A 25,251-nucleotide genomic window follows, 5' to 3' on the forward strand; every position below is an offset into this window, starting at 1 on the left:
TTGCGTAAATCTTATTGAGCTTCTTCTGTAGAAACTGTATCCCCTTTTGTTTTTCTTACTTCTATTTCTGCTTTTAATTTTTTGCCATAAAGGGATGTTTTAATATTATCGTTTAAGGCATCATAAATGGTTTCTAAATATTTAACCGAAGTATTAGGGATTTCAGCTACGGCCAAATAAGGAGACACTTCACTGTCCTTATGGTTTACAGCAAAGTTGATTGTATACAAATATTTACGTTTTACTAATGTGTTATATTGAGCTTCGAAATCAAAGTTTAAAGAGTCATTGTCTTTTTGAGATTCCAGCTGTTCTTTGATTAAATCTAAATTCTTGTTATTGAATTTAGACATCATTAATAGATACTCCTCTAAAATGTCCTGTTGCTTGGAGCCCTTTATTTTGGCATCATAATTAAAGTTCTTTAAAGAGGTGCTGATTTCTGTAATTCCTTTGTCCGCAAAAAACGAAATGTATCGGTCGTCATTATCGTTTTTGTTCAACTTGATAAACATTACTTGTGGTTCACTTAAACTGCTATGCAATTCAAATTGGGGATTACCATTTATAACAATGGAATCGACAACTACAAAAGCAGAATCCTGTTGTTGCTCTAAGTATACGGTTCCTTTTTTTAACCCGTCAACATGAAGTTTAACAGTTAAATCATGAGATTCTTTTCCGCAGGATACAACCAAAAAGGCAAGGGCTACTATTAATATGTTTTTCATCATCAAAAATTATTGGGGCAAATATCTTATAAATTAATTTTAAAAACTAACCGGCCGAAGCGATTCTCATTAACTCAGCGCACAAGAGTGCTCCATAGGTTCCAACTACGTAACCAAACACCGCTAAAAGAGCACCTACCGTTGCAAGCGAGGGGTGAAAGGCAGCAGCTACAACGGGAGCAGAAGCGGCTCCTCCAACATTAGCTTGGCTACCAACAGCCATGAAGAAATAAGGAGCTCTAATAAGTTTAGCAACTAAAATGAGTAAACCAGCATGAATGGACATCCATACCAAACCAATCAAAATCAAGCCTGGATTTTCAAAGATTTTGCCAAGGTCCATTTTCATTCCTATAGTGGCAACCAAAACATAAATAAATACACTTCCTATTTTGCTGGCACCGGCACCTTCGTAGTTTTTAGCTTTGGTAAATGATAGTAAAATACCAATTAAGGTGGCGATGGAAATAAGCCAGAAAAACTGACTTCCAAAAGAAGAAAGGGCACTTTTTGGATTGCTTACGGCCTCAAAATTGTTAGATAGAAACGTTGAAATTTTATCAGCAGAAAAATGGGCAATACCTACTGCTGTAAAGGCAAACATTAAAATGACAATAAGATCGGTAAGCGTAGGATTTCGTGTTATTTTCTCGCTGAAATTTTGAACTTTTTCCTGTAGTTTGTCAATGGCGCTGTTATCAGCTTTTAGCCAGTTATCAATTTTATTACGTTTTCCTATTCCTAGCAGTAATACTGCCATCCAAATATTGGCAACAACAATATCTACCAAAACCATGCCTCCGTAAAGTTCTTGGTTGAACTCATAAATTTCTAACATGGCGGCTTGGTTGGCACCTCCACCAATCCAACTTCCAGCTAAGGTTGCCAGACCTCTCCATACCGCATCATGGCCAACACCTCCAACCGTTTCGGGTGAGAACGTAGAAATTAATAAAATGGCAATTGGGCCTCCAATTACAATACCTATGGTACCAGTAAAAAACATGACTAAAGCTTTCCATCCTAAATTGAAAACCGCTTTTAGGTCAATGCTAATGGTCAACAACACCAAGGATGCGGGTAGTAAATAGCGACTGGCTACGTAATAGGTTTTGGAAACATCGGCAGAAATTAGCCCAAAAGAATTGAAGACTGCCGGAATGAGGTAGCACATCAATAAACCTGGAACATATTTGTAGAATACTGGCCAGAATCCTTTTTTTTGCGATTCGGTGTAAAACACAAATCCTAGAGCTAACATAAGTAGTCCAAGAACGATGGCATCGTTTTTAAACAATACAAATTTATTGACCGTACTGTTTTCTATTTTTGTGGCAACTTTAATTGTATTGCTACCTTCATTAAAAGAGAGGTGTTTGATAGCAATAAGTTGCGTGTCTTTAAAGCGCTCTTGTGTATGGGCCTTGATATGAAATAATTGTTGTTTTTTAGAAATGGAAATTGGGGAGTCTCCCTGATATTTGACGATGTAGCTACCATCATTTTCAGAAAAACTAAAGGAACCTTGAGATAGTTTCTTGTTTAGTATTACTTGCTCCAATTTAAGTTCGGGGCTGGTGGGAATTATGGTTAGTGAAAAATTGCTGAACTGAATAGAGTCTACTGCAACTGGTATTTCAAAATCTTCGGAATAAACATGCTCTGGTTTACCAACAAACACGGTTTGGGCGTAGCTGTTTTGTACCGAAAAAAGTAGTGAAAAACAGCTAATGACGCAATAAATAAAATATTTCATGGATAAGTGAATTGAGCTGCAAAATAGAGAAAATTATTCCACAAAAAAAAGCGACCTCTATGTGTCGCTTTCATCCGTAGTATCGGGTTTCTTTTTTGGTGCTCTATTTTGATTTTTAAGACTTTGCATCAACATCCATTCAATTTGGCCATTGGTACTCCTGAACTCATCAGAAGCCCATTTTTCAATGGCCTTGAGCATCTCTTCATTTATCCGCAATGCAAAAGCTTTCTTTTTAGCCATAATTATCTACTGTAAGTTCTGAATTATATGTTTCCGACTTAAACTTCTTTAAGGTATCAAAAAACTCATTAGCCTTTGAAGTACTTATAAGAAGTGGTTTTTGGGCATTGTAAGTAACCTTTACAACTTTGTCCGTTCCGGTGGTTGTTATAACATCTTCTTTTAAAAACAAGTTCCATTTACCAACGGCATAACCGTGATTGAAACTGGAATAATTTTGAATTTGGAAATCCGTAATCTTTTCCAATGGAATTAATTTCCATTTCCTGCAAAAAGGAGGGAACCGGTAGAAGATGCCTTCTTTTGTGATTTTTGTATAGATTGCATTACTTCTTATAAACAGAGCGATGAGTAAATTTAAACTTATTACAAAGGCGAGACTTAAAAGCGTATCATTTAAGTTAGCTTCCCCTTTTTTATATTCATTAAAAAGGATAAGGGAGACTACCATAAAATCTACACTTAGTAGAATATAAATCCAATTGCCTATTTGTTGTTTTTCAAAAAACTCCTTTTCCATTCTGTTTTACTAAAAAAGATTACTTACTATAGAATAGTATTGTCGTTTATATTATCTGAATTTTTCACGCTCAAAAACTATGGTTGTCATGGATGCATTAATGTGTATTACCTTCCAACCTTCACGAGCATGTTGGTTGAGGTGGTCCTCAAGTTTTTGGCTAGGATTTCTAAGTCCTATGGATTTGGTGCTTACTTTGTATTCTTTCATATTAATGATTTAGGGTTCCTGTATTTAATACTGGAGAAGCATCTTTGTCGCCACAAAGAACCACCATGAGGTTGCTAACCATAGCGGCTTTACGTTCTTCATCCAATTCTACAATTTCTTTTTTGTTGAGTTCTTCCAAGGCCATTTCTACCATACTAACGGCACCTTCCACAATTTTATGTCTGGCAGCAACAATGGCAGTAGCTTGCTGACGCTTTAACATGGCATTTGCAATTTCTTGAGCGTATGCCAGGTACCCAATTCTAGCTTCCAAAACTTCAATTCCCGCAATAGAAAGGCGTTCGTCAATCTCCTTTTCCAGGGCGTTACTTACTTCGTTAACGCTGGAGCGTAAGGTTATATCTTCATCATGGCCTTCGTCTGCAAAATTGTCATATGGGTACATGCTGGCCAATTTGCGTACAGCAGCATCTGTTTGTACTCTTACAAAGTTTTCATAGTTGTCTACATCAAAGGCTGCTTTATAGGTGTCTTGTACCCGCCAAACCAAAATGGTACTGATCATTACGGGATTCCCTAATTTGTCGTTTACTTTAAGGCGTTCGCTATCAAAATTACTGGCTCTAAGCGATATTTTCTTTTTGGTGTAAAAAGGGTTAACCCAATAGAAGCCATTCTTTTTTACAGAACCTTTATATTCTCCAAATAGTAATAGAACCCTAGAGTTATTGGGTTGTACCATGATAAAGCCTATAGCAATTAGGACAGCTAGAATAATGGCAAAGCCAAACCAGGGAGTTTGGAATAGAGCGATGGCAGTAATGCCTCCAAAAAATAAGATAAGGCATAAAAACAGCATAAGATAGCCGTTAGCGGGGACGATGATTTTTTCTTCTTTCATTTTTGATTGAATTAATATGATATTAAAATGATATCATAAAGATATGTATAAATTTGAATATGACAAAATAGTTTTTGGCATGACTATTGAAATCTGTTTCTCCGTAATAGAGATATTACATTTGGTTGGTTAATTAGTTGAAATGAAAAGCACCCTTTTTGAGGGTGCTTTTCTTCTTTCATGTAAGGTGATATTTTAGTTATAAGGACAATGGCATTTGTTGCTCCTGAAAAGATTGGAGAAAAAACCATCCAGGTCATCTGGGTTTGTTCGGAAGATGTCAATAAAAACACTTAAGCGTAACATGTTTGGGGTGTATGATTTCAAATCGGCAAGGTTAACTCCATAAGCGCTATGAACAATGTCCAGCAATTCCTCCTCAGTTTCCTTTAGCCCCTGTTCGTATCTAAGATCTACTCCAAAACGGCCAAAGCGTACCATGACCCCAATATTAAAATTTACTGTAGTTTTATCTAAATCTGGACCACCATCACTATACGAGGTTACTTGTACGCCGTCAAGCGAAGTATCATTATAAAAATTGAATCCAGGCCCAAGGTAAAGAGATAAAGGATCAAATATTTCAAAACCTACTAAAACGGGAACCTCTATTCTTGAGGTTTCCCAATAGGCCTTTTCATCTGGAAAATCATAACTGTTTTTAGAAGAGAGATAAACGATTTCAGGCCTAAGAAAAAACTTGCCATATTCTACGGTAAAGTAACCGCCAAATTGATAGCCTAATTTTTTATTTGGATAAAATAATTCATCCTCATTCAAATTAGCAATGGAGTTTGCTCTAGAGTTAATATCACCTATGGAGTAATAGTTTAGTCCCCCTTTGGCTCCTATGGCAAATTCCTGAGCCTTGGTGGAATATATTCCCAATAGGAAAGTGACGAGTAGTAAAATTGTTGCTCGCATGGTTAATTAGTGGGATTGGTAATCCTTTTAAAACTAATTTAACACTACTGTACTTACACAATTTTATCGACTAGCAACCTTGTTTTTCGTTGAACTTGGTTAAAAGTATTGTTAATGAGTGGTTTAATACCTGTTTTTGCGCTTAATTGGATTTTATAAACCTGGAAATACTTTCTATCAATTCTTTGGAAATAGGAGGTGTGGGATCATTATAAGTTTTAAAATTCTCAAGGTCGTTGCCTTCAATTTCTACCAAAACATGGTTCATATTATCGATAATAGTCAGCTGCGAATTTGGTGCAGCATTCTTTAATAGTTCTGCATCGGTTTCTGAAATTTGTAAATCCTTAGTTCCGTTAATGATTAAAATAGGCATGTTTAATATTGCAATGCTTTGCTGTGGATCATACTGCATCCAGTTAATCATAAATGGTTGAATGTCTATATTGAATATGGAGTTTAGGGCAGGAGAGTACTCCGTAGTGGTTTGGCCAGACTTTAAAATATCGATAACTCTGTTACTTTCTTCTGAAAATTGAGGTGCACTTTTGGCTATTTGCTCTTTCAAAACTACATCAATACTTTCCCCAGGCCCTGCTAAGGAGATAAAGCCATCGGCCTTATCCTTGGCGGCCAACATACCAATAAGACTTCCTTGGCTGTGGCCTATAATGTAAATTTTTGAAAAGGCTTTTTTATCTTTAAAATAAGCTATGACATCTTCTGCATCCGAAACAAAATCGTCAAACATAATTTCTTCATCTAGTTTTCCCATTTGCAATAATTTTACAGAGCGTTTATCGTATCGAAAAGTCGCAATATTGTCATTGCTTAGGCCTTCAGCTAGTTTTTTTAAAGAATTGCTTTTTGCAAAATTTTGATTGCCATTCCTATCTGTTGGGCCAGAACCAGCAATTATAATAGCCAATGGTGGCTTTTTTGAGCTTTGTGGAGTCAATAGTGTACCCTCTATAATGGAATTTACGGAAATGTTTTCTGAAATAAAGTTTGCTTCCTGAGCTGTTGCAGAAAAGTTACTGCAAACAAAAACGATGAATAAAGTAAAAATGGACCTCATGGTGAATCATTAATTTATGTTCAAATTTAAACAAAAGTAAAGTGTATTCATTCCATTTTTTTAACATTTTCCTTTTAATTATTGTGGAATTTTAGAAATTTTTCCGGGATTCTCAATGATGCATTTCATCGGTAAAACGTATGTTTTTGTCTTTAAATGTTAAAATTTAATGCATTTCATCGATTTATTGTGTGTTTTAATCGATACAATGAAATATTGTTTTACATTTGAAGTGTACTAGAAATTTAGTTTTTAGTTCAATGGATTAATTAATTAATATTTGCATTATGTTGTTGGCTTTAGAGACCCTAAATCTACACATGTAAAACAGCAAATTAGGAAAACCGAGATTGAGGGATCTCGGTTTTTTCTTTTTATGGGGTTTTCGAAACCAGTTTTCGAAAGGTTAAATTAATTCTGGGGCCAACTGCTCGTTTCGTTTTGGCAATTTGGTGCAGCCAATGCTCCTGCATGGCGCCTTTCATAATCAATAGACTTCCATGTTCTAATAACATTTTGTAGCGTTCCTGCTTTAACTGGCGGTGTTTGAAATGAAAATAGCGCTGTTCTCCAAAACTTACTGAAGCAATCACAGGGTGGATGCCTAATGAAGTTTCGTTGTCGGCATGCCAACCATTACTATCGTTGCCATTTCTGTAAAGGTTTAGTAATAAGGAATTGAATTGATATTGGCATTCCTCTTCAACCCTAGTTTTGATTTTCAATAGATCTTTTGAGAACGGACTAGGATGCATTGTAATATTTGAATAGCTGTAAGGCATGCTGTTTTCTCCATAAAAAGCAGTTAATCTTGGTTGTTGATAGGTTTTTCCAAATACTTTTATTTCATCCTGCTGCCATTTGGTGCCTTTCAAAAGGCTTTCAAAGTAATAGGAGGCTTCTTGGTTTGAAAAGAAATTTGCGATGTAAATAAGTTCTGCATCAGGTAATTTCCAATTCAGTTTTTTGTCGGAAAATAAATCCATAGCCTTAATTTTTCTAAATTAGCTTAACATTATGAAGAACAAAATACTGATAGTACTATTTATAGTAGCAAGTCTAGCCTTTAAATTACAGAAGACAAATACTTTGCCGGAAGGCTTTGTTTATGTTGATTCTGTTATTCCAGATATTGAGGTGGAACTTAGGTACTTCAGTTCCTATAATTTTGTGGGAGATACCATTACAGGCTATCAGGCCAACAGATTAATTTTGACCAAACAGGCTGCAGAAGCCCTGAAGTTGGCACAAGATGAACTGCAACAGCAAAATTTGTGTTTAAAAGTATATGATGGCTATAGGCCGCAACGAGCGGTTAATCATTTTATTGAATGGGCACGTAATTTGACGGACACGATTCAAAAACAAGAATTCTATCCTAATGTCAACAAGAAATATCTATTCCGTGATGGCTATATTGCCTCTAGATCTGGACACAGTAGGGGAAGTACTTTGGACCTTACCATTGTAGATGCTGAAACCTTAGAGCCTTTGGATATGGGCAGTCCTTACGATTTTTTTGGAATGCCTTCTTGGGTGGCTTATGAAGGTATTACCGATGAGCAAAAGGCAAACCGGCAATTGTTGCAAACGGTAATGAACAAGCACAACTTTAGGAGTTATTCAAAGGAGTGGTGGCATTTTACCTTGCGTTGGGAGCCATTTCCAAACACGTACTTCGATTTTCCCGTGAAGTAAATAATGCCTAATCCTCCTTAAAAACTTTGTAAGTTACGCCAATACCGTAATTGGTAAGGTTGGATTTTAATAGGGAAGATTCAATACCACTTCCTTTTTCAAATCGGACCCATTCATTATCATTTAGGAATACCCGCTTTATGTAAGTATTGTTTGCTGCAATTTCATCTGTAAATGGTAGCAACGGTCTAAAATTGGTTGGGATTTTTAAAATACCATTTCTAGATTTCACTTCTTTGTATTTTTTGTTGGGTAGCAATTTTCCGTTTTTATCGGTATAACCTAATACTTGAAGCGATACAAAAAAACCATTGTCGGGGATGTCCAATTTGTGTTCGGTTACGTCAAGTTCAAAAACATCGCCGTGTTTTTCGGTTGCTACAAAAACGATGTTTTCATAGGTCAATACGTCTCCAGGGAAACCTTCTTTATTTTCGTAAAATTTCACTTTAAAGAGGGTAGAAAACGGTTGTTTGTCGGCATTGGCTTTTTTACGCTTTTCCCAGTCTTTAGATTCCAAAGTAATTGGAAAATGAATAGTAGCTATTTCTTTGTCTTGAGAGGTTTCATTTGGGAAAAAGACGGCAATTTCAGATTCTATGGTTGGTAACCAGCATTTATAGTAGTCGTCATCCAAATAGGGTTTTTGCGTTTCCTTTTTAAATTTTCGGTCCTCTTTTGGCACATTTACATTTAAAACAACTTCTTCCAATTGGTCAATATGAGGTTCTAATAGTAGATTCTTAGGAAGGTTTTCAGTAGCAACCCCTAAGTCCTTATATCCAAGGGCAGAAATAAATAAAGAATCGATATCCGGATATAGCTTTTTGGTGAAGATAAACATGCCTGCATCATCAGCAAAAATACCGTTGCCATTCCCGAAGGAAATGGTGGCGTAGGGAATGGGGTCATTCGTGTTTCCATCCTTAATGGTGGTTTGGGCCATTGCCAAACCACCACAAAATAGGATGCTTATATAGAATAAAATGTGTCGCATTATTTATTAGCGTTTATCCAAGTATTTATTTTGGTTTCCAAATAGGCTAATGGCATATTTCCAGACTCCAATACTTGGTTGTGGAATTCAGAAATACTGAATTTATCGCCCAATTCCTTTTCGGCTTTGGCTCTCAATTCCAGAATCTTCAACTGACCAATTTTGTATGAAAGTGCTTGCCCCGGAATGGCCATGTAGCGCTCCACCTCAGAGATGATACTTGATTCACTTTCTGCTTCGTTTTCCAAAGAATATTGAATAGCTTGCTCTCTAGACCAGCCTTTGGTGTGGATTCCCGTATCGACTACCAATCGGATAGCGCGGTGCATTTCGGCACTTAACATTCCAAAATATTGGTAGGGATCTGAGTAAAGTCCCAATTCTTTTCCAAGGGATTCTGTGTACAAAGCCCATCCTTCGCCATAGGCACTGTAATATAAGGTTTTTCTAAAGCTCGGTAACTCTTCATTTTCCTGTTGCAATGAAATTTGGTAATGGTGCCCTGGAATGGCTTCGTGCAGGAATAATGATTCGTCCATAAAGTTGTTGTATTCCGAAGCATTTGGAACCGGCACATAAAAAATACCTGGTCTAGTTCCGTCAACAGAACCTGGGCTGTATTCTGCACTTGCCGAAGCTTCCCTAAAGGCCTCAGTACGTCTTACTTCAAAAGCGGTTTTTGGTTTTAAATCGAACAGTTTTTCCAATTGTGGTTGCATCGTTGCATGAATATTGTTGAAGTGATCAATCACTTGTTGCGCCTCTGTATAAGGCATGAGTTCTTTGTTGTTTCTCACAAAGTCGAAGAAACTTTTAAGGTCTCCTTCATAACCAACTTGAGCCTTCACTTTTTCCATTTCAGAAGAAATACGAGCAACTTCACTCAATCCTAATTGGTGAATTTCATCCGCCGTCATGTTGGTCGTAGTGTAGTGCTTGATCGCAAAGGCATAGTAATCTAGTCCAGTTGGAATTTCTGAAATACCGCTTGTCGTCCTTCCTGCTTCCAAATAGTCCTTACTCATATAATCCAACAACTTTTTGTTGGCAGGCACTATTTTAGTTTCGATAAGGTTTTTATAGGCTTCAGTCAATTTGGTTTTGTCTTCCTCGGTAAAATCTTCAGGGAAATTTTTAATAGGAAGGAAAAACAAATGCTCTTCGGCAGTAGCGTTGGTAAGGGCTTCTAATTGAGGAAGCACTTTTGTAATCAATGATTTTGGAAGGGTATAGCCTTTGGTTACGCCTTCTTTCATTTTTGCTTCTGCAGAGGCCATCCATTCCAAATAGCCCTCTACACGAAGTAACCAGTTATTATAGTCCTCTACAGTATTGAAGGGTTGCGAACCAGCACCACTGGCCAATTGGCCAATCATTAAAGGTAGGGACCAAAATTGGTTGATAGGCATTAAGTCTTCTCTAAACGTAAGGCGTTCCAAATTGATATCGCATTCCCAATTTAGGATGGCTTTTGAAAGTTGTTGGCTCTCGTTTAATTGGGTATCTGGGAATGCATTTACTTGCTCCTTATAGTTGGTATAATGAGCCTTGGTTTTGGCCATAAACTCATCTGAAAGCATGTTTGGGAGAAAATCGTTGTATCTGTTGTCTCCCTCTGCAGTGGCATTTAAAGGATTCAGTTTTAAGGCGTCTTGATAATAAGCTTCCAATACTTTGTCAAATTCGGCATTGGGCATATTTGCATTGATTGTTTGAGAATCTGTTTCGGTCGGTTTGGTCTCATTTTTACAAGCTATAAAGGTTGCAATTAGACCTGCAGCAATTAGTAATTTCTTCATTAAAACAATAAAATTTTATTTAAGATTTTAAATATACGGATTCTATATAGTTTGGAAAGTATAAAAAAACTGCCATCGACGAATGGCAGTTTGTAGTGTTGAGGTTATAAATTAGATTGATAATCTATTCCTTATCCAAATTTTGAGTCATTTTAAAACCTATGAATAGGCCAACTCCAGCCATCAAAAAGATGGTTCCGGGCATGGCGATATCTTCGTCTACTCCAATAGATACCAATATTTGTGAGACAAAAATACCAACCCCAATACTCATTAGTAAAAGCGCTAGGTTTAAAATAATGACTTTCCAAACGGGGGCCGTGTGCTGTCTGCCCATTGCAAAAATGCTGGCATCCGCGCCTTTTTCAATTAAGGCCAAACGTTCTTTGTTTCTGGTTGATAAAAAAAGGTAGATAACCCCGAAAACGGCCAAGAAAAAGCTAATAGGTATTAATATTTCTTCCATGATACTTGTTTTTTAATTGATTACTTTTAATATGTTTTTATCTTATGACGATACGTTTTCCATTGAGGTTACAAAAAGATGGAAAAAAAATTTTATTGAAAAAGTTGTAACCTCAAATGTGAAGGAGCCGTCCTATTTGTCACATGGCCATCGAAGAGCATATAATCATCAACCAAATTATTGAAGGGGACCCTAGTGCATTTTCCACATTGGTAGATCGTTACAAGGATATGGTCTTTGCTTTGGCGCTTAGAATGTTGAAAAATAGGGAAGAAGCAGAGGAAGTGGCTCAAGATACCTTTATAAAGGTGTATAAATCCTTGACGAAGTTTAAAGGAGATTCTAAATTGTCGACTTGGATTTATAAAGTGGCCTACAACAGTTGTTTGGACAGTATTAAAAAGAACAAAAAATATCAGGCAAATGTACCTGTAGATGACATCACAATACCTCAAATAAAAACAATGAACAATGCTTTGGATGGTATTTTGGAAGCTGAAAAATCTCAACTTATCCAAGATTGTTTAAAGCAGCTTCCTAGTGAAGATAGTTTTTTGTTGACCTTGTTTTATTTTGAAGAACAGAGTTTAGAAGAAATCTCTAAAGTGGTTGGCATTACTCCCAATAATGTCAAAGTGAAATTATTTAGAAGCCGAAAAAAGTTGGCATCCATATTAAAAGCACATATAGAACCTGAAATGATAGCGCGTTATGAAAAGTGAACACGATAAAGAATTAGAGCAATTAGTCGAAAAATTCATGGGTAATGTTCCAACCGAATCACCGTCGTTTGGGTTTACTTCAAAAGTGATGCAGGAAATTAATCAGTTATCTGTGTCAAAACGCATCGCCTACAAACCGTTGATTCCAAAAGCAGTATGGTGGCTACTTTCAGCTGGTTTGTGCGCTTTGGTGTTTTATATTGTTAATGCACCTTCCCAATCAACAGAATGGGCATCAAGCCTTCCCTTTGAACATATAAAAATCCCTAAATTGAATGTGCTTTCAGGGATTAAATTTTCACAGTCTACAATGTATGGAATGGCTATGTTGGCAATCATGGTGTTGGTGCAAATTCCATTGTTAAAACATTATTTCAACAACCGACTTAAATTATAACTATTCTTCCTTTTTGAAAATGGTTTGAAGTCCTTTGTAGGCGGCCAAATGCAAAATATCTGCATGATTTTGGTCTTCTAACAGTTCAAAATTGGTGGTTATGGCGTTATTTTCGCTGCCTTGTAACAGTGTGAACAAAGCTTTGGTTTCCCGTTTAATGACGTCATCTTCTTTACCTCCTGCAGCAATAAAAATGTTTTTAGAAACCTTGTAGTTGGCATGAATAATTGCGGGCTGCTTTTTCAAAAGCGCTTCTTCATCCCACCATAAACTAGGGCTTACAATAAGATAATTGTTAAAGAGATGAGGTTTTGTAAATAAAATTTCGGTAACCAAAAGCCCTCCTAAAGATTGGCCAATAATGGTCTTGGTTCTGGTAGTTCTGTAGCTTTTTTCAATATAAGGCTGCAATTCCATTTCAATGAAATTGATAAATTTTTCAGAGCCTCCCGCAGTAGGGAAGTTTTGTGAGTGGTCTGCTACACTGGGAGGAAACGTAAAATCACGTTTTCTGTCTGTATTGGCAATACCAACGACGATGGATTCGGGAACCATGTCAATCCATAAAAAAGAAGCAAATTGAACCAATCCTGAAATGTGGATGAAATCTTCATCTCTTGATCCGTCCAACAGGTAAATTACGGGGTAATCTTTGTGGGTCGCTTTTTTGTAGCTCTTAGGTAAATAGACATTGATGACACGGTCTTCGTCTAAAATAGAGGAATACATGGTTACTTCGTCTCCTATAACAAAGGGTTTGGTTTCGGCAACTTCATCTGGTTGCGTGTCGTGATGTAACAAGTCTATTTGCGAAAAACTACTTGTGGAAATTGAAAATAAAACTAAAAATATACCGAAGTATTTCATTTTTTGATTGAGGGTTAACTATTAATACCAGCGTTTCTTTTTCTTTTTTGAGCCTTGTCCTTTTCTTCCTTTTTTATGTTTGCTGCCAGAGTTTTTAGAACGATGAACCTCTGGTTTAGCTTTAGGGTCTAAAGGATAAGGATGATCTTCCTCTACCGGTATTTGAACATTTATTAATTGTTGAATGGATTTTATGTAGGCCTTCTCATCGGCAGAACAGAGAGAATAAGCCGATCCAATATTTCCCGCTCTTCCAGTTCTTCCTATTCTGTGTACATAGGTTTCAGGAATGTTGGGGAGGTCAAAATTGATAACGGCATCTAGTTCATTGATGTCAATACCTCTGGCTGCTACATCTGTAGCAATTAAAATATTGACATAGCCGTTTTTGAATTTTTTTAAAGCCTCTTGGCGATCATTTTGTGTTTTGTCTCCATGTATGGTTTCCACTTTGTAGCCATTTTTAAGGAGGGTCTGTTCCAGTTTGTCTACGCCAAACTTAGTACGCCTAAAAATTAAAATACTGCCTTTAATGGTGTTGCGAAGCAAATGCAAACAAAGTTCAATCTTATTGCGTTTAGGAACGTAGTAAAGAATTTGGCTGACATCTTTTGCAGCGGAAGAAGTAGGCGTAACTTCAATGCGTTTTGGTGATTTTAAAATTGTGTTTGCCAATTGCTCCACCTTAAATGGCATGGTGGCCGAAAACAACAAAATCTGTTTGTCTTCAGGACACAGGCGCTCTATTTTCTTTACATCGTCAATAAATCCCATGTCCAACATGAGATCGGCTTCATCTAAAACCAATGTCTCGACATAATCAAGATTAATGACGTCTTGTTTGTGCAGATCTAATAAACGGCCTGGAGTAGCTACTAAAATATCAACACCCTTGGTAAGCACATCAATTTGAGGTTCAATTCCAGTACCTCCGTAAATTACGGTAGACCGAAGATTCGTGTATGTGCTGTAAGTTTTAAAATTTTCTCCTATTTGAATGGCTAATTCCCTTGTCGGGCTAACAATTAAAGCTCTTATTTTCTTCCCTTTTTTAGGGGCATCCTGCTTGTCAAACAAAAGTTGAAGGATAGGCAGTGCAAAGGCGGCTGTTTTCCCTGTCCCTGTTTGGGCAGAGGCTATAAGGTCATTTCCTTCCAAAACCAAAGGAATGGTTTTTTCCTGAATTAGCGTAGGCTCATCATACCCTGCCTCGGCAATGGCTCTTAAAATAGGTTTGTTAAGATTTAAGTCTTTAAATGACATATGGCTTTATTTGTGGCAAATATAAGTCAAAAGTTAAAGTTGTCCTTGATTTTAGGAATTGATTTACTGACGTATAGCGTCCTTTTTACACCAAGTTTCCTACAGTATGTTGAAAGTGCTAACGGTCAATCAGTTTACTCAAAAGACAAGGTTGTACTATTCCGATTTTTTGTTGAAGTGGGGAGAAATGTCTTTGCTTACATCGGTGACAAAATATTTTGTATCTCCCCAAAAAGCCAAAGTGGTATAGCGTTCCAAATAGGTAACTTTGACGTAATGACCTTGGAGGTTATTAAGTTTTTGGATGACCTCATGGTCTTTGTCTAAAACAGAAAACTTAAATATTTCGGCCCCACTAATACCCTGACTGATTTCTCCTTCCCAAGTTTTAAAAACAACTCCTTTATTGCTCACTTTAATGAGTTCTCCAGATCTTGTGCCTTCGCTATAAGGCACATAATAAACAAAAGCAAAGTAGGCTGCCAAAAGCAGCACTAGACTAATGATGAAAATGGTAAGAATTTTTTTCATATTGGAAAAGATAAAAGCTTAGAATAGATTAAAAGTAGTTGTTTTTTGTTTGATATACAATTTCTTACAGGTTGCTTTGTTGGTTTTTGTTCCCTATATTTTAATTTTTATATAATTCAAAAAATTACTGTTCTGTCAAAATCTATTTGTTATTTGATAACCTCTATGGTGTAGGTTGCAACAATATCTTTACCTACTTTTAGATGGATGTCAAAGAGTCCTTTTTTGTTAAGCTTACTTTTGAAGGAAATAATCTCCCTGTCATTTTTAAATTCGTCTATTTCGAATGAATGTTCTTTCGAGCCACTAAAATAAATCAGGGAGATATCGCTATGTGAAATTTCTTTGTCCGTTTGAAAAGAAAACTTTAAGTCTTCATCTTTTTTTATAACAGTATTTAAATTTGTTGGACTTATAGGTAAAATTTGATGTTCAAATGTTTCTCCGTAAACAATCGGGGAGCTTGTGAAATGATCCCTAGAAATGGCATTGGTCAATAGCCATCGTGGTTCACTTGGAAAATGGTTTTTTGCAAATAGCAATGGTTCGGTTAAAAAGTAACCGTCGTTATAATCTTTTACAAACATATAGCCCAACATATAGCCGCTAGACCAAGTGGCATCACATAAATACCATTTACCATTTAGTTTTACGGCGTTCCATGAGTGGTTGGCTATTTCCAATTCTTCAATGTTGGAGTTCACAGTTCTACCATAACCATCAATAATTTCACACTCGATATCGGCCAAAAAACACAATTCCTTGATTAAATAGGCATAACCGGTACACATGGTTTTTTTGTGTTTCAATAATTTTTTAAAGGCAACTTTCTTGTATTGGTTGTTCCAATTTAAATAGGCTAAACTGTCCTTTAATAGTTTTTTTCGCTTTCTGTCTACCATATTGTGTTGCTTGCTGTCGCCTTCGATATTGTGACATACCCAGTAATAAATAGCTCTAAATTTTTCAACATCGGTTGGAAGTTTCGCTGTCAATTGATAAGCAAGGGCACCCATGTTTTCCAAATCTGCGCCTTTGTAAAGTTTCGCCGTATTGTCTGCCTTTGTGAAATCTATATGGGCGAAATCTGATAGTTGAGCATTAGAGCTACTGATAAAGATTATTGAAATTATGACAAAGAGGTATTTCATTGGGTGTAGATTGAGTTAATGTCTTTTGGATTTATAAACTTTTTTGATGGCTACTTTTCCAAGAAGCATAGATGCTTCCATTTCCATGTTTACTTTAATTGCCACATTGGAAGTAGAATGGTCATGGGTAATTACTAGCTTTTGTGATTCCATGCCCACATAACTGAATACTAGAACGTCCCCTTTTTTTAGTTTGATAGGAAATTCAAAATTGCCATTAAAATCGGTGCTGGTGCCAATGGAAGTGCCTTGTAATATTACATTCACTCCTGGTAATGGCGCTTCATTGTCAGACACAGTTCCCTTCACTATAAAAGTCTTTTGAAACGACGAATCCTGTATTTTGGAAGGTGGATTTTCAGAAGTTGTCGGTTTTGGTTGGATTGTTTGCCCCTGAGTTGAATTGAGCGCGAACAAGGATAAAAAGACAAAGGCCAATCCATTAAAAAAATGTGATATTCTTTTGATTGGGATTTTAGGGTGGTGAGTTGTCAATTGTGAGCTTTTGAATCTGCCACAAACGTTTTGGGTTGTATTGTTTTTAAAATAATCTGTAATTTCTTGGGAGTCCATTCCAGAGAAGTCTACCACTTCTGTTTTGCAGGATTTACAAAATCGGCCGTTGCAGGTTGGCGTAAATTCATTGTAGTTTTCTTGGCAGGGACTTTTAATGCTTAAGTTGAATTGCTTGTTCATGATGTTAGATTTAAAAGTTAATACTTCAAACCTACTTGGCAATCCATGATTTTAAAAAGGGAATTTAGTAAATGGGACTGTTTGTTGAGTAAACGTTGGTTTATGGAAAGTGTGTAAAAACAAAAACCTCCCTGTGTGTACAGGAAGGTTTTAAAAATACTAGATAAATAATGTTATTTAATCATTTGGTAGCTTCGTTTGATGAAGTTGGTAAGTTCTTCACCTTTTAGTAGCCCTTGTGACAATCTTGCCAAATCCAAACTTTGGTTGATCAAACGCTCTTGCTCATCTTTGGCTTCGGTATCCAAAATTTGGCCTACCAATTCAGAATTGGTATTTACCACCAAATTGTACATTTCTGGCATGTTACCCATTCCAAACATACCACCTCCAGTAGCTTGCATCTCTTTCATTCGACGCATAAACTCGGGTTGCGTGATCATAAATGGCGTAGTGTCGCTATCCATCGCTTCCAATTGGACTGTGAATTTTTCAGCCGGAATCGTTTCTTTCAAAAGGGTGTCCAAAGCAGTTTTTTGCTCTTCGGAAAGTTTAGAGATTTTTGTGTCCTCTTTCTTGATTAAGTTGTCAACATGGTCAGCATCCACACGAGAGAAGGAAATATTCTCTTTAGAGGTTTCCAGTTTTTGCATCAAGTGGCTCACAATTGGAGAATCCAATAACAATACCTCGTAGCCTTTAGCTTTGGCACTTTCAATATAGCTGTGTTGCTCGTCTTTATTAGACGCATAAAGGATTACGGTTTTATTGTCCTTATCAGTTTGGCTATCCTTGATTTTGTCAATCAATTCTTGATAAGTATAGTATGTACCGTCCACTGTTGGGTATAAGGCAAATGCATCAGCTTTTTCAAAGAATTTTTCCTCAGAAAGCATTCCGTATTCAATCACAATCTTGATGTCATCCCATTTTTTCTCAAAGTCTTCACGGTTGTTGTTGAACAAGGATTTTAACTTATCAGCAACCTTACGAGTGATGTAGGATGAAATCTTTTTCACCGCACCGTCCGCCTGTAAATAACTACGTGACACGTTCAAAGGAATGTCTGGAGAGTCGATAACCCCTTTTAACATAGTTAAGAATTCAGGAACAATACCTTCCACATTATCCGTTACAAACACTTGGTTTTGGTACAACTGAATTTTATCCTTTTGAATATTAAGGTCGTTGGTCATTTTAGGGAAGTATAAAATTCCCGTTAGGTTAAACGGATAGTCAACATTCAAATGGATGTGGAATAATGGCTCCTCAAATTGCATAGGATACAATTCTCTGTAGAAGTCTTTGTAATCCTGGTCTTCCAAATCGGTTGGCTGTTTGGTCCAAGCTGGATTTGGGTTGTTGATGATATTGTCTACAGTAATTTGTTTGTGAGGCTCTGTAGTTTCTTTGCCATCTTTATCGGTAGTTGTTTTTGGTGTGAAATCTGGATCGTTTACTTCCTTGGTTCCAAATTTAATTGGAATAGGCATAAACTTGTTGTATTTCAACAACAACTCTCTAATTCTTGATTCTTCCAAGAATTCGGTTGAATCGTCTGCAATATGTAAAATGATTTCTGTGCCTCTTTCGGTTTTGTCATGAGGTTCCAAAGAGAATTGTGGAGAGCCATCACAGGTCCAATGAGCTGCTGGTTCATCTTTAAAAGATTTCGTGATGATCTCTACTTTCTCGGCTACCATAAAGGCAGAGTAGAACCCTAGACCGAAATGCCCAATGATTCCTGAGTCTTTTGCAGAATCTTTGTATTTGTCCAAAAACTCCTCAGCACCAGAAAAAGCCACTTCATTAATGTACTTTTCAACCTCTTCGGCAGTCATACCAAGACCTTGGTCAATAATGTGAAGTTTCTTGGCATCTTTATCAATTTTTACTTCAATTTGTGGATTGCCATATTCAACTTTCGCCTCTCCAATATTGGTAAGGTGTTTAAGTTTTAGGGTAGCGTCAGTAGCATTACTGATTAACTCGCGTAAAAAGATTTCGTGATCGCTGTATAAGAATTTTTTGATCAACGGAAAGATGTTTTCAACCGAAACATTAATATTTCCTTTTGCCATGATATATGATTTTAATTGTATTTTTATTTTGATTGGAACAGGACAAAAAAAGTACCAAGACAAAAAAGGTGACAAAGTGACATTGAAAAAGGAGGTAATTACTTTTTGAAGTTGCGAAATCTTTTAGGGGTTTAGTTTAATAAAAATGGAATATTGATTAAATTTACGTCTTGCTTTTTGTCATTTTATCAAAAATGACTGGGATACAGTTCTGTTTGATTAAAAATTATAAGAATATATGTACAATTCAAAAATAGTTGGTCTTGGGCATTATGTGCCGGATAATGTGGTAACTAATGACGATTTATCCAAAATGATGGATACCAACGATGCCTGGATCCAGGAGCGAACAGGAATTAAAGAACGCCGCTGGGTTGAAGATGAGACGGGGGATACCACATCAACAATGGGGGTAAAGGCTGCGAAAATTGCTATTGAACGCGCTGGTATAGATAAAGACGATATCGATTTTATTGTGTTTGCTACCTTAAGTCCAGATTATTATTTCCCGGGACCAGGAGTGGCCGTTCAAAAAGCTCTAGGCATTAAAACCGTGGGGGCCTTGGATATTAGAAACCAATGTTCTGGTTTTGTATATGGCATTTCAATCGCCGATCAATATATCAAAACAGGGATGTATAAAAACGTATTGGTGATTGGTAGTGAGGTGCACTCTAGAGGTTTGGATAAAACAACCAGAGGAAGAGGCGTGTCGGTAATTTTTGGGGATGGAGCGGGAGCTGCTGTGTTGAGTAGAGAAGACGATCCAGCCAAAGGAATATTATCCACACATTTACATTCTGAAGGTGAGCACGCCGAAGAGTTGAGCTTGATTGCCCCAGGGATGGGAAAACGTTGGGTAAGTGACATTTTGAGAGACAACGATCCTAATGACGAAAGCTATTTACCGCATATGAACGGGCAATTTGTATTTAAAAATGCAGTGGTACGTTTTAGTGAAGTCATAATGGAAGGATTGGTTAAGAATAACTTGCAGGTTTCCGATATTGATATGTTGATTCCGCATCAGGCCAATTTGAGAATTTCTCAATTTATCCAGAATAAATTTAAGTTGAATGACGACCAGGTATTCAACAACATTCAAAGTTATGGAAACACTACAGCTGCGTCCATCCCTATTGCGTTAACCGAAGCCTGGGAACAAAATAAAATTAAAGAAGGTGACTTAGTGGTGTTGGCCGCTTTTGGAAGTGGATTTACTTGGGGAAGTGTGGTTATTAAGTGGTAATCACTTTTCAATAACAGAATGACACCACTCATAAAATAAAAAGCCCGTGATTGAAAATCACGGGCTTTTCAGCTATTAACCAACCTTACTAACACTAAAACTATAAAAATACTTCTGTTGATTAACTTTAAAACTTATCACTACACTATAGACGTTGAAAATTGAATTTTATTTCATTAATTAACACTTTTAACGTTAATTAACAGTTTAGCTAAAACCCAGGGCCTTGGCACCTGGGTTTTTCAAATCCAACATTTACCAAATCAACGAATTATAATTGATGAAGGCTAATTCAAATTAATTAAACTCAGTTTAGTAACTGTGTATTGAAAAGACGGTTTTAAAAATGTTTTGTTACAGTTTTGGACATAAAAAAAGACCTCAAAAAATGAGGTCTTCAAAGGTGATTATTCTTTTGAGTTTTTTAATTGATGAAGGCTAATTCAAATCAATTTAAACATGCAGAAGTAATCGATTACAAAGATACCTTCAGAATGGGAGAAAATTGACATATCATTAAAATAATAACATTATTTTAACAATAGTGAAAACCCGAGGGAATTCCCTCGGGTTTTCTTGCTTAGTAACCAAACATTAACACTAACCATCAACTATTATATGGGTTACTAAACATGCTGTTTTTTTTTACATAAACCCGCCACTTCCTTGGGTTTCATTGTTGTCTCTTTGCTTTCTGCTAAGTGCTCTATATTTTCCTCCGCCAAAACGGTATGAAAGTCCAATGCGCCACTGATTGCTCTCCCAGTTAAATTCACCTTCAGATGGGAAGGGCCTGTCATTTTCAAAGGCGAATTTCATGGTGTTGAAAATGTCGTTGTAGCTAAAACTAAAGGTTGCTCTATCTTCTTCCAAGAAGCTGTAGCGTAGTCCTGTGTTTATTAAAACCATTGGTTTTCTCATGCCCTGTAAGGTTTGGTCTTGGCCACGATACATTCCAAACAATGAAAAGCTTAATTTTTTAGTCGCTTTAAAGTTGTTATTCATACGAAAATTGAAAGTGGAATTTTCAATTTCTAAATTTTCCTGCTCCATAACACCTCTTAGCGTCTTCACATAAAATTCAAGGCTGGCATTTAAACTCCACCATTTTGTTGGTCTATAATTGCTTGACGTTTCAAAACCAAAAGCAGTATTTCGGTCAAAGTTATCATAGGTTAAAATAACACGGTCTCCTGTGGGGTCTTCAGGGTCTATATACACGGCCCTATTAATTTCGTCATTAATGATTCTGTAAAAAGTACCCGCACTAAAGTTTCCTCCTTTTACATTTTTGGTTAAATTAAGCTCGAAGGAGTTGGTAAACTGTTGTCTTAGTTCTGGATTTCCAAAAGAGGTAATTCTTGGGGTGCTCCATTCTCTAATTGGGTTAATTTGTCCCAGACCAGGTCGGTCAACACGTCTACTGTAACTGAATTGAAGCGCTGTTTTTTCAGACGTGTTATAAGTAACGAAGGCTGAAGGGTAGATGCTAAACTGCTCATCAGTAAAATCTGAAGTTTCTTGCGTAACTTGATCGAAAATGGCTTCTACTTCATATTGTTCTATCCTAGCGCCTACTTGGTAGGACCATTTGTCAAAAGTTTGACCATATGTGGTATAGAAGGAATAGATGCTTCGGTTGTATTCGTAATTGGAATCAAATAAATTAGCATTCGTGGTATCGTATATGTTGTCTGCATTGTTTACACGGTATTCCGCACCAATCTCAAGCTTTGAACTTTCTGTTAGCGGGTTTACGTAATCTAAATTGATTAAGGTGTTGTCCCTTTTATTGTTTACCAAATCCATATAGGAAGCAGCATTGTCCGTGAAGCTGAAATAAGCAGTTTCGTCACTGTCAAAAGTGCTGTAATCAGCTTCTAGGCTAATATTGTGGCCTTCTTTTTTGAAATCATGTTTAAAGGCCGCGTTATATGAGGATGTGTTATTTTCGTTTTCATTGTTGAAATTCTGACCAAAATTGGGATTGTCGTTGTTGAGGTAAATGATATCTGTTGCACTGATTCTTTTTCCGTTGTAAATGTTTTGGTTCGTGTAAACAGAAAATACATTGTTGTCATTAATGTAATAGTCAATACCTAATTTATATAAATGTGATTTGTTGTTGGACCAGTTATTGAAGAACTGCTCAGTATTGTCATCAAAGCGGCTAATTTTTCCACCTCCTTCATTTTTGCCAATGTTATTCCCGTAATTTCCGTAGAAGTTAAGTTTGCCATTGCGATAGTTCATGTCGATAGAACTATTAAAATTTGGGCTGATTTCTTTAGCAAATCCAACGTTAAGGTTTCCGTTGAAGCCTATATTGGCATTTTTATGAAGAATAATATTGATGATACCACTCATTCCTTCTGGGTTATATTTTGCCGAAGGATTGGTGATCAATTCTACACTTTTAATGGATGTGGAAGGAATTTGTCGCAATAACTGCGCTGCAGGAACATTGGTAGGTTTGCCATCCACCAATACACGTACATTTTCATTGCCACGAAGACTAATGTCGCCACTTTGACTGTCTACAGTTACCGAAGGGAGATTGTTCATAATTTCCGAAGCAGAGGCGCCTGTTGTGGTAAGGTCTTTTCCTATGGTAATAACTTTGCGATCCACCTTTTGCTGAATGGAGGACACTTCGGCAACTACCGTAACCTCGTCCAAACTAGCAATATCCTCTTCTAAGAAGATGTTTCCTAAAGCTATTTTGTAGTTGCCATTGCCAATAACCAATGGCTTGGATACGGTTTTATATCCCATATATTGAATGGTAATAATATTTTTACCTTCGGGGATATTTTTGATTTCAAAATACCCTTGATCATCGGTGATACCTCCCGTCAAAGTTTCTCCAAGCTCATTTTTAATAATTATATTTACGTAAGGTAAAGGTTGGTTTAAGGCAGCATCCATCACTTTACCCGTTACGATACCATCTCTCGCAGCATTTTCGGAAGTATTGCTGGCGTATAGGGTTGACAATGATAAAAATGCAATTAAAAGTAGAATGTGTTTCATTGAAAAATATGTATGTTAGTGTAATAATGTTTGGAGGATAGACGTCTCCAAAAGTCTTATGTTACTTTATTTAACAGACCTTAACACCTTTTTAACAGATGACAAAAAAGACACTTGTTTTTGGAGCTTCCTTGAATCCTTCCCGATATTCCAATTTTGCCATAGGAAGATTGTTGGCTCACGGCCATGAAGTAGTAGCCTATGGAATTAAAAAAGGAAGCGTTGCTGATGTTAAAATTGATGATGAATTGTTGAAGTATGATCATATTGATACCGTGACATTATACCTCAACCCATCACGGCAAAGCGCGTATTATGACTATCTGGTGTCCTTAAGTCCAAAACGGATTATTTTTAATCCGGGAACAGAAAATCCTGAGCTTTACCAAATTTTGGAAGCTAATAACATTGGCTATGAAGTGGCTTGTACTTTAGTCTTGCTTTCTACGAATCAGTATTAATCCTAAAAATGTCAGGAGGCCATTGATGATTAAAATTTCAAACCCTATTTGGTAGCCACCTAGAAGTTCTTCAGAATAACTGTTCAAAAGGTAGGAAACTATAGGGGAGATGATGGCTACAATCCATACAAATTGATCCTTAATTTGCATTTTGGTATAAATCCCAAAGGCAAACAGTCCAAGAAGAGGTCCATAAGTATAACCAGCGGCTTTAAAAAGTTCCCAAATTACCGAAACATCCTTAAAGAGTAAATCAAATATTAAAATCACAATGATAAGGACAAAACTCGTGGCTATATGCACTCTTTTTCTAGTCTTTTTTTGTTGTTCCTGCGGCTTTTTATCCAATTCAATAATGTCGATACAGAAAGAGGTTGTCAGTGCTGTTAAGGCAGAATCGGCACTGGAGTAGGCCGCTGCAATGAGCCCTAATAAAAAGAATGCCGAGGTCATGATGCCTATTTCCGGAAGCATGGCGATAGTTGGGAACAGATCATCCTTTTTAGCCGTAATGCCATATTGTTGGGCATACTGAGTTAACAGAAGTCCTAAAACCAAAAACAGAATATTTACAAAAATCAATACAATACTGAAGGAAATCATGTTTTTCTGAGCCTCCTTCAGGTTTTTGCAGGTTAGGTTTTTCTGCATCATATCTTGATCCAGTCCGGTCATTGTGATGGTAATGAACATTCCGGCCAAAAAACTCTTGAAAAAGTACTGGGAATCATTAATGTCTTCTAAAAACAACGTTTTGCTTAAAGGGCTTTCGCTTACGGCTGTATACACATCGGTTATGCTGTGGAAATCTAGAGCGGATGCCAAAAAAGTAATGGTTACCACAACTGAAATTAACATGAAAAGAGTTTGAAGTGTGTCTGTAAATATGATGGTTTTAATGCCGCCTTTAAAAGTGTATAGCCAAATTAGGGCAATGGTAATTACTACGGTAATAGCAAAAGGAATCTCAAATTGGTCAAAAACGAGTAATTGGAGCACCTTGGCGACCAAAAATAATCTAAAAGCGGCGCCTACAGTTCTAGAAACCAAAAAGGCCACAGAGCCCGTTTTATAACTTACATGTCCAAAGCGGTCCTTTAAATAGGTGTAAATAGAGGTGAGGTTCAATTTGTAATAAATGGGTAGTAAAATATAGGCAATGGCCAAATAGCCAAAAAAGTAGCCAAATACGACTTGTAAATACCCAAATTGTTTGGTTTCCACCGCTCCGGGCACAGAGATGAACGTTACCCCAGATAACGAAGCGCCAATCATTCCAAAAGCTACCAAATACCATGGCGCCGATTTATTGGCTTTAAAAAAGGCTTCGTTGCTGTCTTCCTTTCCAGTGAAAAATGAAATAAGGATTAATACTACAAAATAACCTAGAATTAAGAGCGCAATGGTTCCTGGGGTCATAAGGGGAAATTTAGGTTGATTTTAGAAATCAGAATGTTACTATTCAATTGTTATGGTAGACAATAATAAGTAATTTAATAAGAACCCCATAATTAAA

25 protein-coding genes are annotated in these 25,251 nt (G+C 36.7%); 5 read left to right on the top strand and 20 right to left on the bottom strand.

Annotated features, from left to right (window positions below; translation table 11 throughout):
* Positions 1–11: 11 nt before the first annotated feature.
* The 9 genes from RBH95_RS05210 to RBH95_RS05250 form a co-directional block, all read right to left on the bottom strand.
* Positions 12–734 carry a DUF4369 domain-containing protein gene (locus tag RBH95_RS05210; RefSeq protein ID WP_307901642.1) on the bottom strand — a complete coding sequence of 241 codons (723 nt, stop codon included), beginning with the start codon at positions 732–734 and terminating at the stop codon, positions 12–14.
* A 43-nt stretch (positions 735–777) separates the two neighbouring features.
* Positions 778–1,992, bottom strand: coding sequence for a DUF819 domain-containing protein (locus tag RBH95_RS05215; RefSeq protein WP_307902232.1), 1,215 nt, complete (start codon positions 1,990–1,992; stop codon positions 778–780).
* Between the two features lie 552 nt (positions 1,993–2,544).
* Positions 2,545–2,730 (bottom strand): Arc family DNA-binding protein, encoded by a 186-nt coding sequence (locus RBH95_RS05220; RefSeq protein ID WP_307901643.1) that lies wholly within the window; start codon positions 2,728–2,730, stop codon positions 2,545–2,547.
* Positions 2,723–3,250: a hypothetical protein gene (locus RBH95_RS05225; protein WP_307901644.1), complete on the bottom strand. Its 528-nt coding sequence runs from the start codon at positions 3,248–3,250 to the stop codon at positions 2,723–2,725. The genes RBH95_RS05220 and RBH95_RS05225 overlap by 8 nt, the downstream gene beginning before the upstream one ends.
* A gap of 51 nt (positions 3,251–3,301) precedes the next feature.
* On the bottom strand, positions 3,302–3,460 hold the full coding sequence (locus RBH95_RS05230) for a DUF4177 domain-containing protein (protein ID WP_307901645.1): 159 nt from the start codon (positions 3,458–3,460) through the stop codon (positions 3,302–3,304).
* A gap of 1 nt (position 3,461) precedes the next feature.
* Entirely contained in the window at positions 3,462–4,322 is an 861-nt protein-coding gene (locus tag RBH95_RS05235; RefSeq protein WP_307901646.1) for an SPFH domain-containing protein, read from the bottom strand.
* 195 nt (positions 4,323–4,517) lie between these two features.
* Entirely contained in the window at positions 4,518–5,246 is a 729-nt protein-coding gene (locus tag RBH95_RS05240; RefSeq protein WP_307901647.1) for an outer membrane beta-barrel protein, read from the bottom strand.
* A gap of 142 nt (positions 5,247–5,388) precedes the next feature.
* Entirely contained in the window at positions 5,389–6,324 is a 936-nt protein-coding gene (locus tag RBH95_RS05245) for an alpha/beta hydrolase (RefSeq protein ID WP_307901648.1), read from the bottom strand.
* 374 nt (positions 6,325–6,698) lie between these two features.
* Positions 6,699–7,310: an alpha-ketoglutarate-dependent dioxygenase AlkB gene (locus RBH95_RS05250; RefSeq protein WP_307901649.1), complete on the bottom strand. Its 612-nt coding sequence runs from the start codon at positions 7,308–7,310 to the stop codon at positions 6,699–6,701.
* Positions 7,311–7,341: 31 nt separating this feature from the next.
* Between RBH95_RS05250 and RBH95_RS05255 the strand changes: the two genes are divergently transcribed.
* Positions 7,342–8,022, top strand: a complete 681-nt coding sequence (locus RBH95_RS05255) for a M15 family metallopeptidase (protein ID WP_307901650.1) — start codon at positions 7,342–7,344, stop codon at positions 8,020–8,022.
* Positions 8,023–8,029: 7 nt separating this feature from the next.
* On the opposite strand, the gene RBH95_RS05260 is transcribed toward RBH95_RS05255, so the two are convergent.
* From RBH95_RS05260 to RBH95_RS05270, 3 genes are all read right to left on the bottom strand, one after another.
* Positions 8,030–9,019, bottom strand: coding sequence for a hypothetical protein (locus RBH95_RS05260; RefSeq protein WP_307901651.1), 990 nt, complete (start codon positions 9,017–9,019; stop codon positions 8,030–8,032).
* Positions 9,019–10,818 (bottom strand): DUF885 family protein, encoded by a 1,800-nt coding sequence (locus RBH95_RS05265; protein ID WP_307901652.1) that lies wholly within the window; start codon positions 10,816–10,818, stop codon positions 9,019–9,021. Before RBH95_RS05265 ends, RBH95_RS05260 begins: the two co-directional genes overlap by 1 nt.
* Positions 10,819–10,942: 124 nt before the next feature.
* Entirely contained in the window at positions 10,943–11,284 is a 342-nt protein-coding gene (locus tag RBH95_RS05270; RefSeq protein WP_307901653.1) for a DUF6249 domain-containing protein, read from the bottom strand.
* Positions 11,285–11,427: 143 nt separating this feature from the next.
* On the opposite strand from RBH95_RS05270, the gene RBH95_RS05275 reads away from it, so the two are divergent.
* Together RBH95_RS05275 and RBH95_RS05280 are read left to right on the top strand one after the other, a co-directional pair.
* A complete protein-coding gene (locus tag RBH95_RS05275; RefSeq protein WP_307901654.1) occupies positions 11,428–12,006 on the top strand; it encodes an RNA polymerase sigma factor in 579 nt (192 codons plus the stop codon).
* A complete protein-coding gene (locus tag RBH95_RS05280; protein WP_307901655.1) occupies positions 11,996–12,403 on the top strand; it encodes a hypothetical protein in 408 nt (135 codons plus the stop codon). Before RBH95_RS05275 ends, RBH95_RS05280 begins: the two co-directional genes overlap by 11 nt.
* Here the strand turns inward: RBH95_RS05280 and RBH95_RS05285 are convergent, their stop codons facing one another.
* The 6 genes from RBH95_RS05285 to htpG all read right to left on the bottom strand — a co-directional run bounded on the left by RBH95_RS05285 (position 12,404) and on the right by htpG (position 18,992).
* On the bottom strand, positions 12,404–13,270 hold the full coding sequence (locus RBH95_RS05285; protein WP_307901656.1) for an alpha/beta hydrolase: 867 nt from the start codon (positions 13,268–13,270) through the stop codon (positions 12,404–12,406). It abuts the gene before it with no gap.
* Positions 13,271–13,291: 21 nt separating this feature from the next.
* Positions 13,292–14,533 carry a DEAD/DEAH box helicase gene (locus RBH95_RS05290; RefSeq protein ID WP_307901657.1) on the bottom strand — a complete coding sequence of 414 codons (1,242 nt, stop codon included), beginning with the start codon at positions 14,531–14,533 and terminating at the stop codon, positions 13,292–13,294.
* 156 nt (positions 14,534–14,689) lie between these two features.
* Complete coding sequence (locus RBH95_RS05295; RefSeq protein WP_307901658.1) at positions 14,690–15,064, bottom strand: 6-phosphogluconate dehydrogenase; 375 nt, start codon at positions 15,062–15,064, stop codon at positions 14,690–14,692.
* A 149-nt stretch (positions 15,065–15,213) separates the two neighbouring features.
* Entirely contained in the window at positions 15,214–16,215 is a 1,002-nt protein-coding gene (locus RBH95_RS05300) for a transglutaminase domain-containing protein (RefSeq protein WP_307901659.1), read from the bottom strand.
* Positions 16,216–16,230: 15 nt separating this feature from the next.
* A complete protein-coding gene (locus RBH95_RS05305) occupies positions 16,231–16,911 on the bottom strand; it encodes a carboxypeptidase-like regulatory domain-containing protein (protein WP_307901660.1) in 681 nt (226 codons plus the stop codon).
* Positions 16,912–17,084: 173 nt separating this feature from the next.
* Positions 17,085–18,992: a molecular chaperone HtpG gene (htpG, locus tag RBH95_RS05310; RefSeq protein ID WP_307901661.1), complete on the bottom strand. Its 1,908-nt coding sequence runs from the start codon at positions 18,990–18,992 to the stop codon at positions 17,085–17,087.
* A gap of 238 nt (positions 18,993–19,230) precedes the next feature.
* Between htpG and RBH95_RS05315 the strand changes: the two genes are divergently transcribed.
* Positions 19,231–20,241: a 3-oxoacyl-ACP synthase III family protein gene (locus RBH95_RS05315; RefSeq protein WP_307901662.1), complete on the top strand. Its 1,011-nt coding sequence runs from the start codon at positions 19,231–19,233 to the stop codon at positions 20,239–20,241.
* Positions 20,242–20,886: 645 nt separating this feature from the next.
* Here RBH95_RS05315 and RBH95_RS05320 read toward each other — a convergent pair.
* A complete protein-coding gene (locus RBH95_RS05320; protein ID WP_307901663.1) occupies positions 20,887–23,274 on the bottom strand; it encodes an outer membrane beta-barrel family protein in 2,388 nt (795 codons plus the stop codon).
* Between the two features lie 98 nt (positions 23,275–23,372).
* Between RBH95_RS05320 and RBH95_RS05325 the strand changes: the two genes are divergently transcribed.
* Positions 23,373–23,735 carry a CoA-binding protein gene (locus RBH95_RS05325; RefSeq protein WP_307901664.1) on the top strand — a complete coding sequence of 121 codons (363 nt, stop codon included), beginning with the start codon at positions 23,373–23,375 and terminating at the stop codon, positions 23,733–23,735.
* On the opposite strand, the gene RBH95_RS05330 is transcribed toward RBH95_RS05325, so the two are convergent.
* Positions 23,706–25,154, bottom strand: coding sequence for a sodium:solute symporter (locus RBH95_RS05330; RefSeq protein WP_307901665.1), 1,449 nt, complete (start codon positions 25,152–25,154; stop codon positions 23,706–23,708). The genes RBH95_RS05325 and RBH95_RS05330 overlap by 30 nt on opposite strands.
* Positions 25,155–25,251: the final 97 nt, after the last annotated feature.

The organism is Mangrovimonas sp. YM274, assembly GCF_030908385.1.
Classification (GTDB): domain Bacteria; phylum Bacteroidota; class Bacteroidia; order Flavobacteriales; family Flavobacteriaceae; genus Mangrovimonas_A.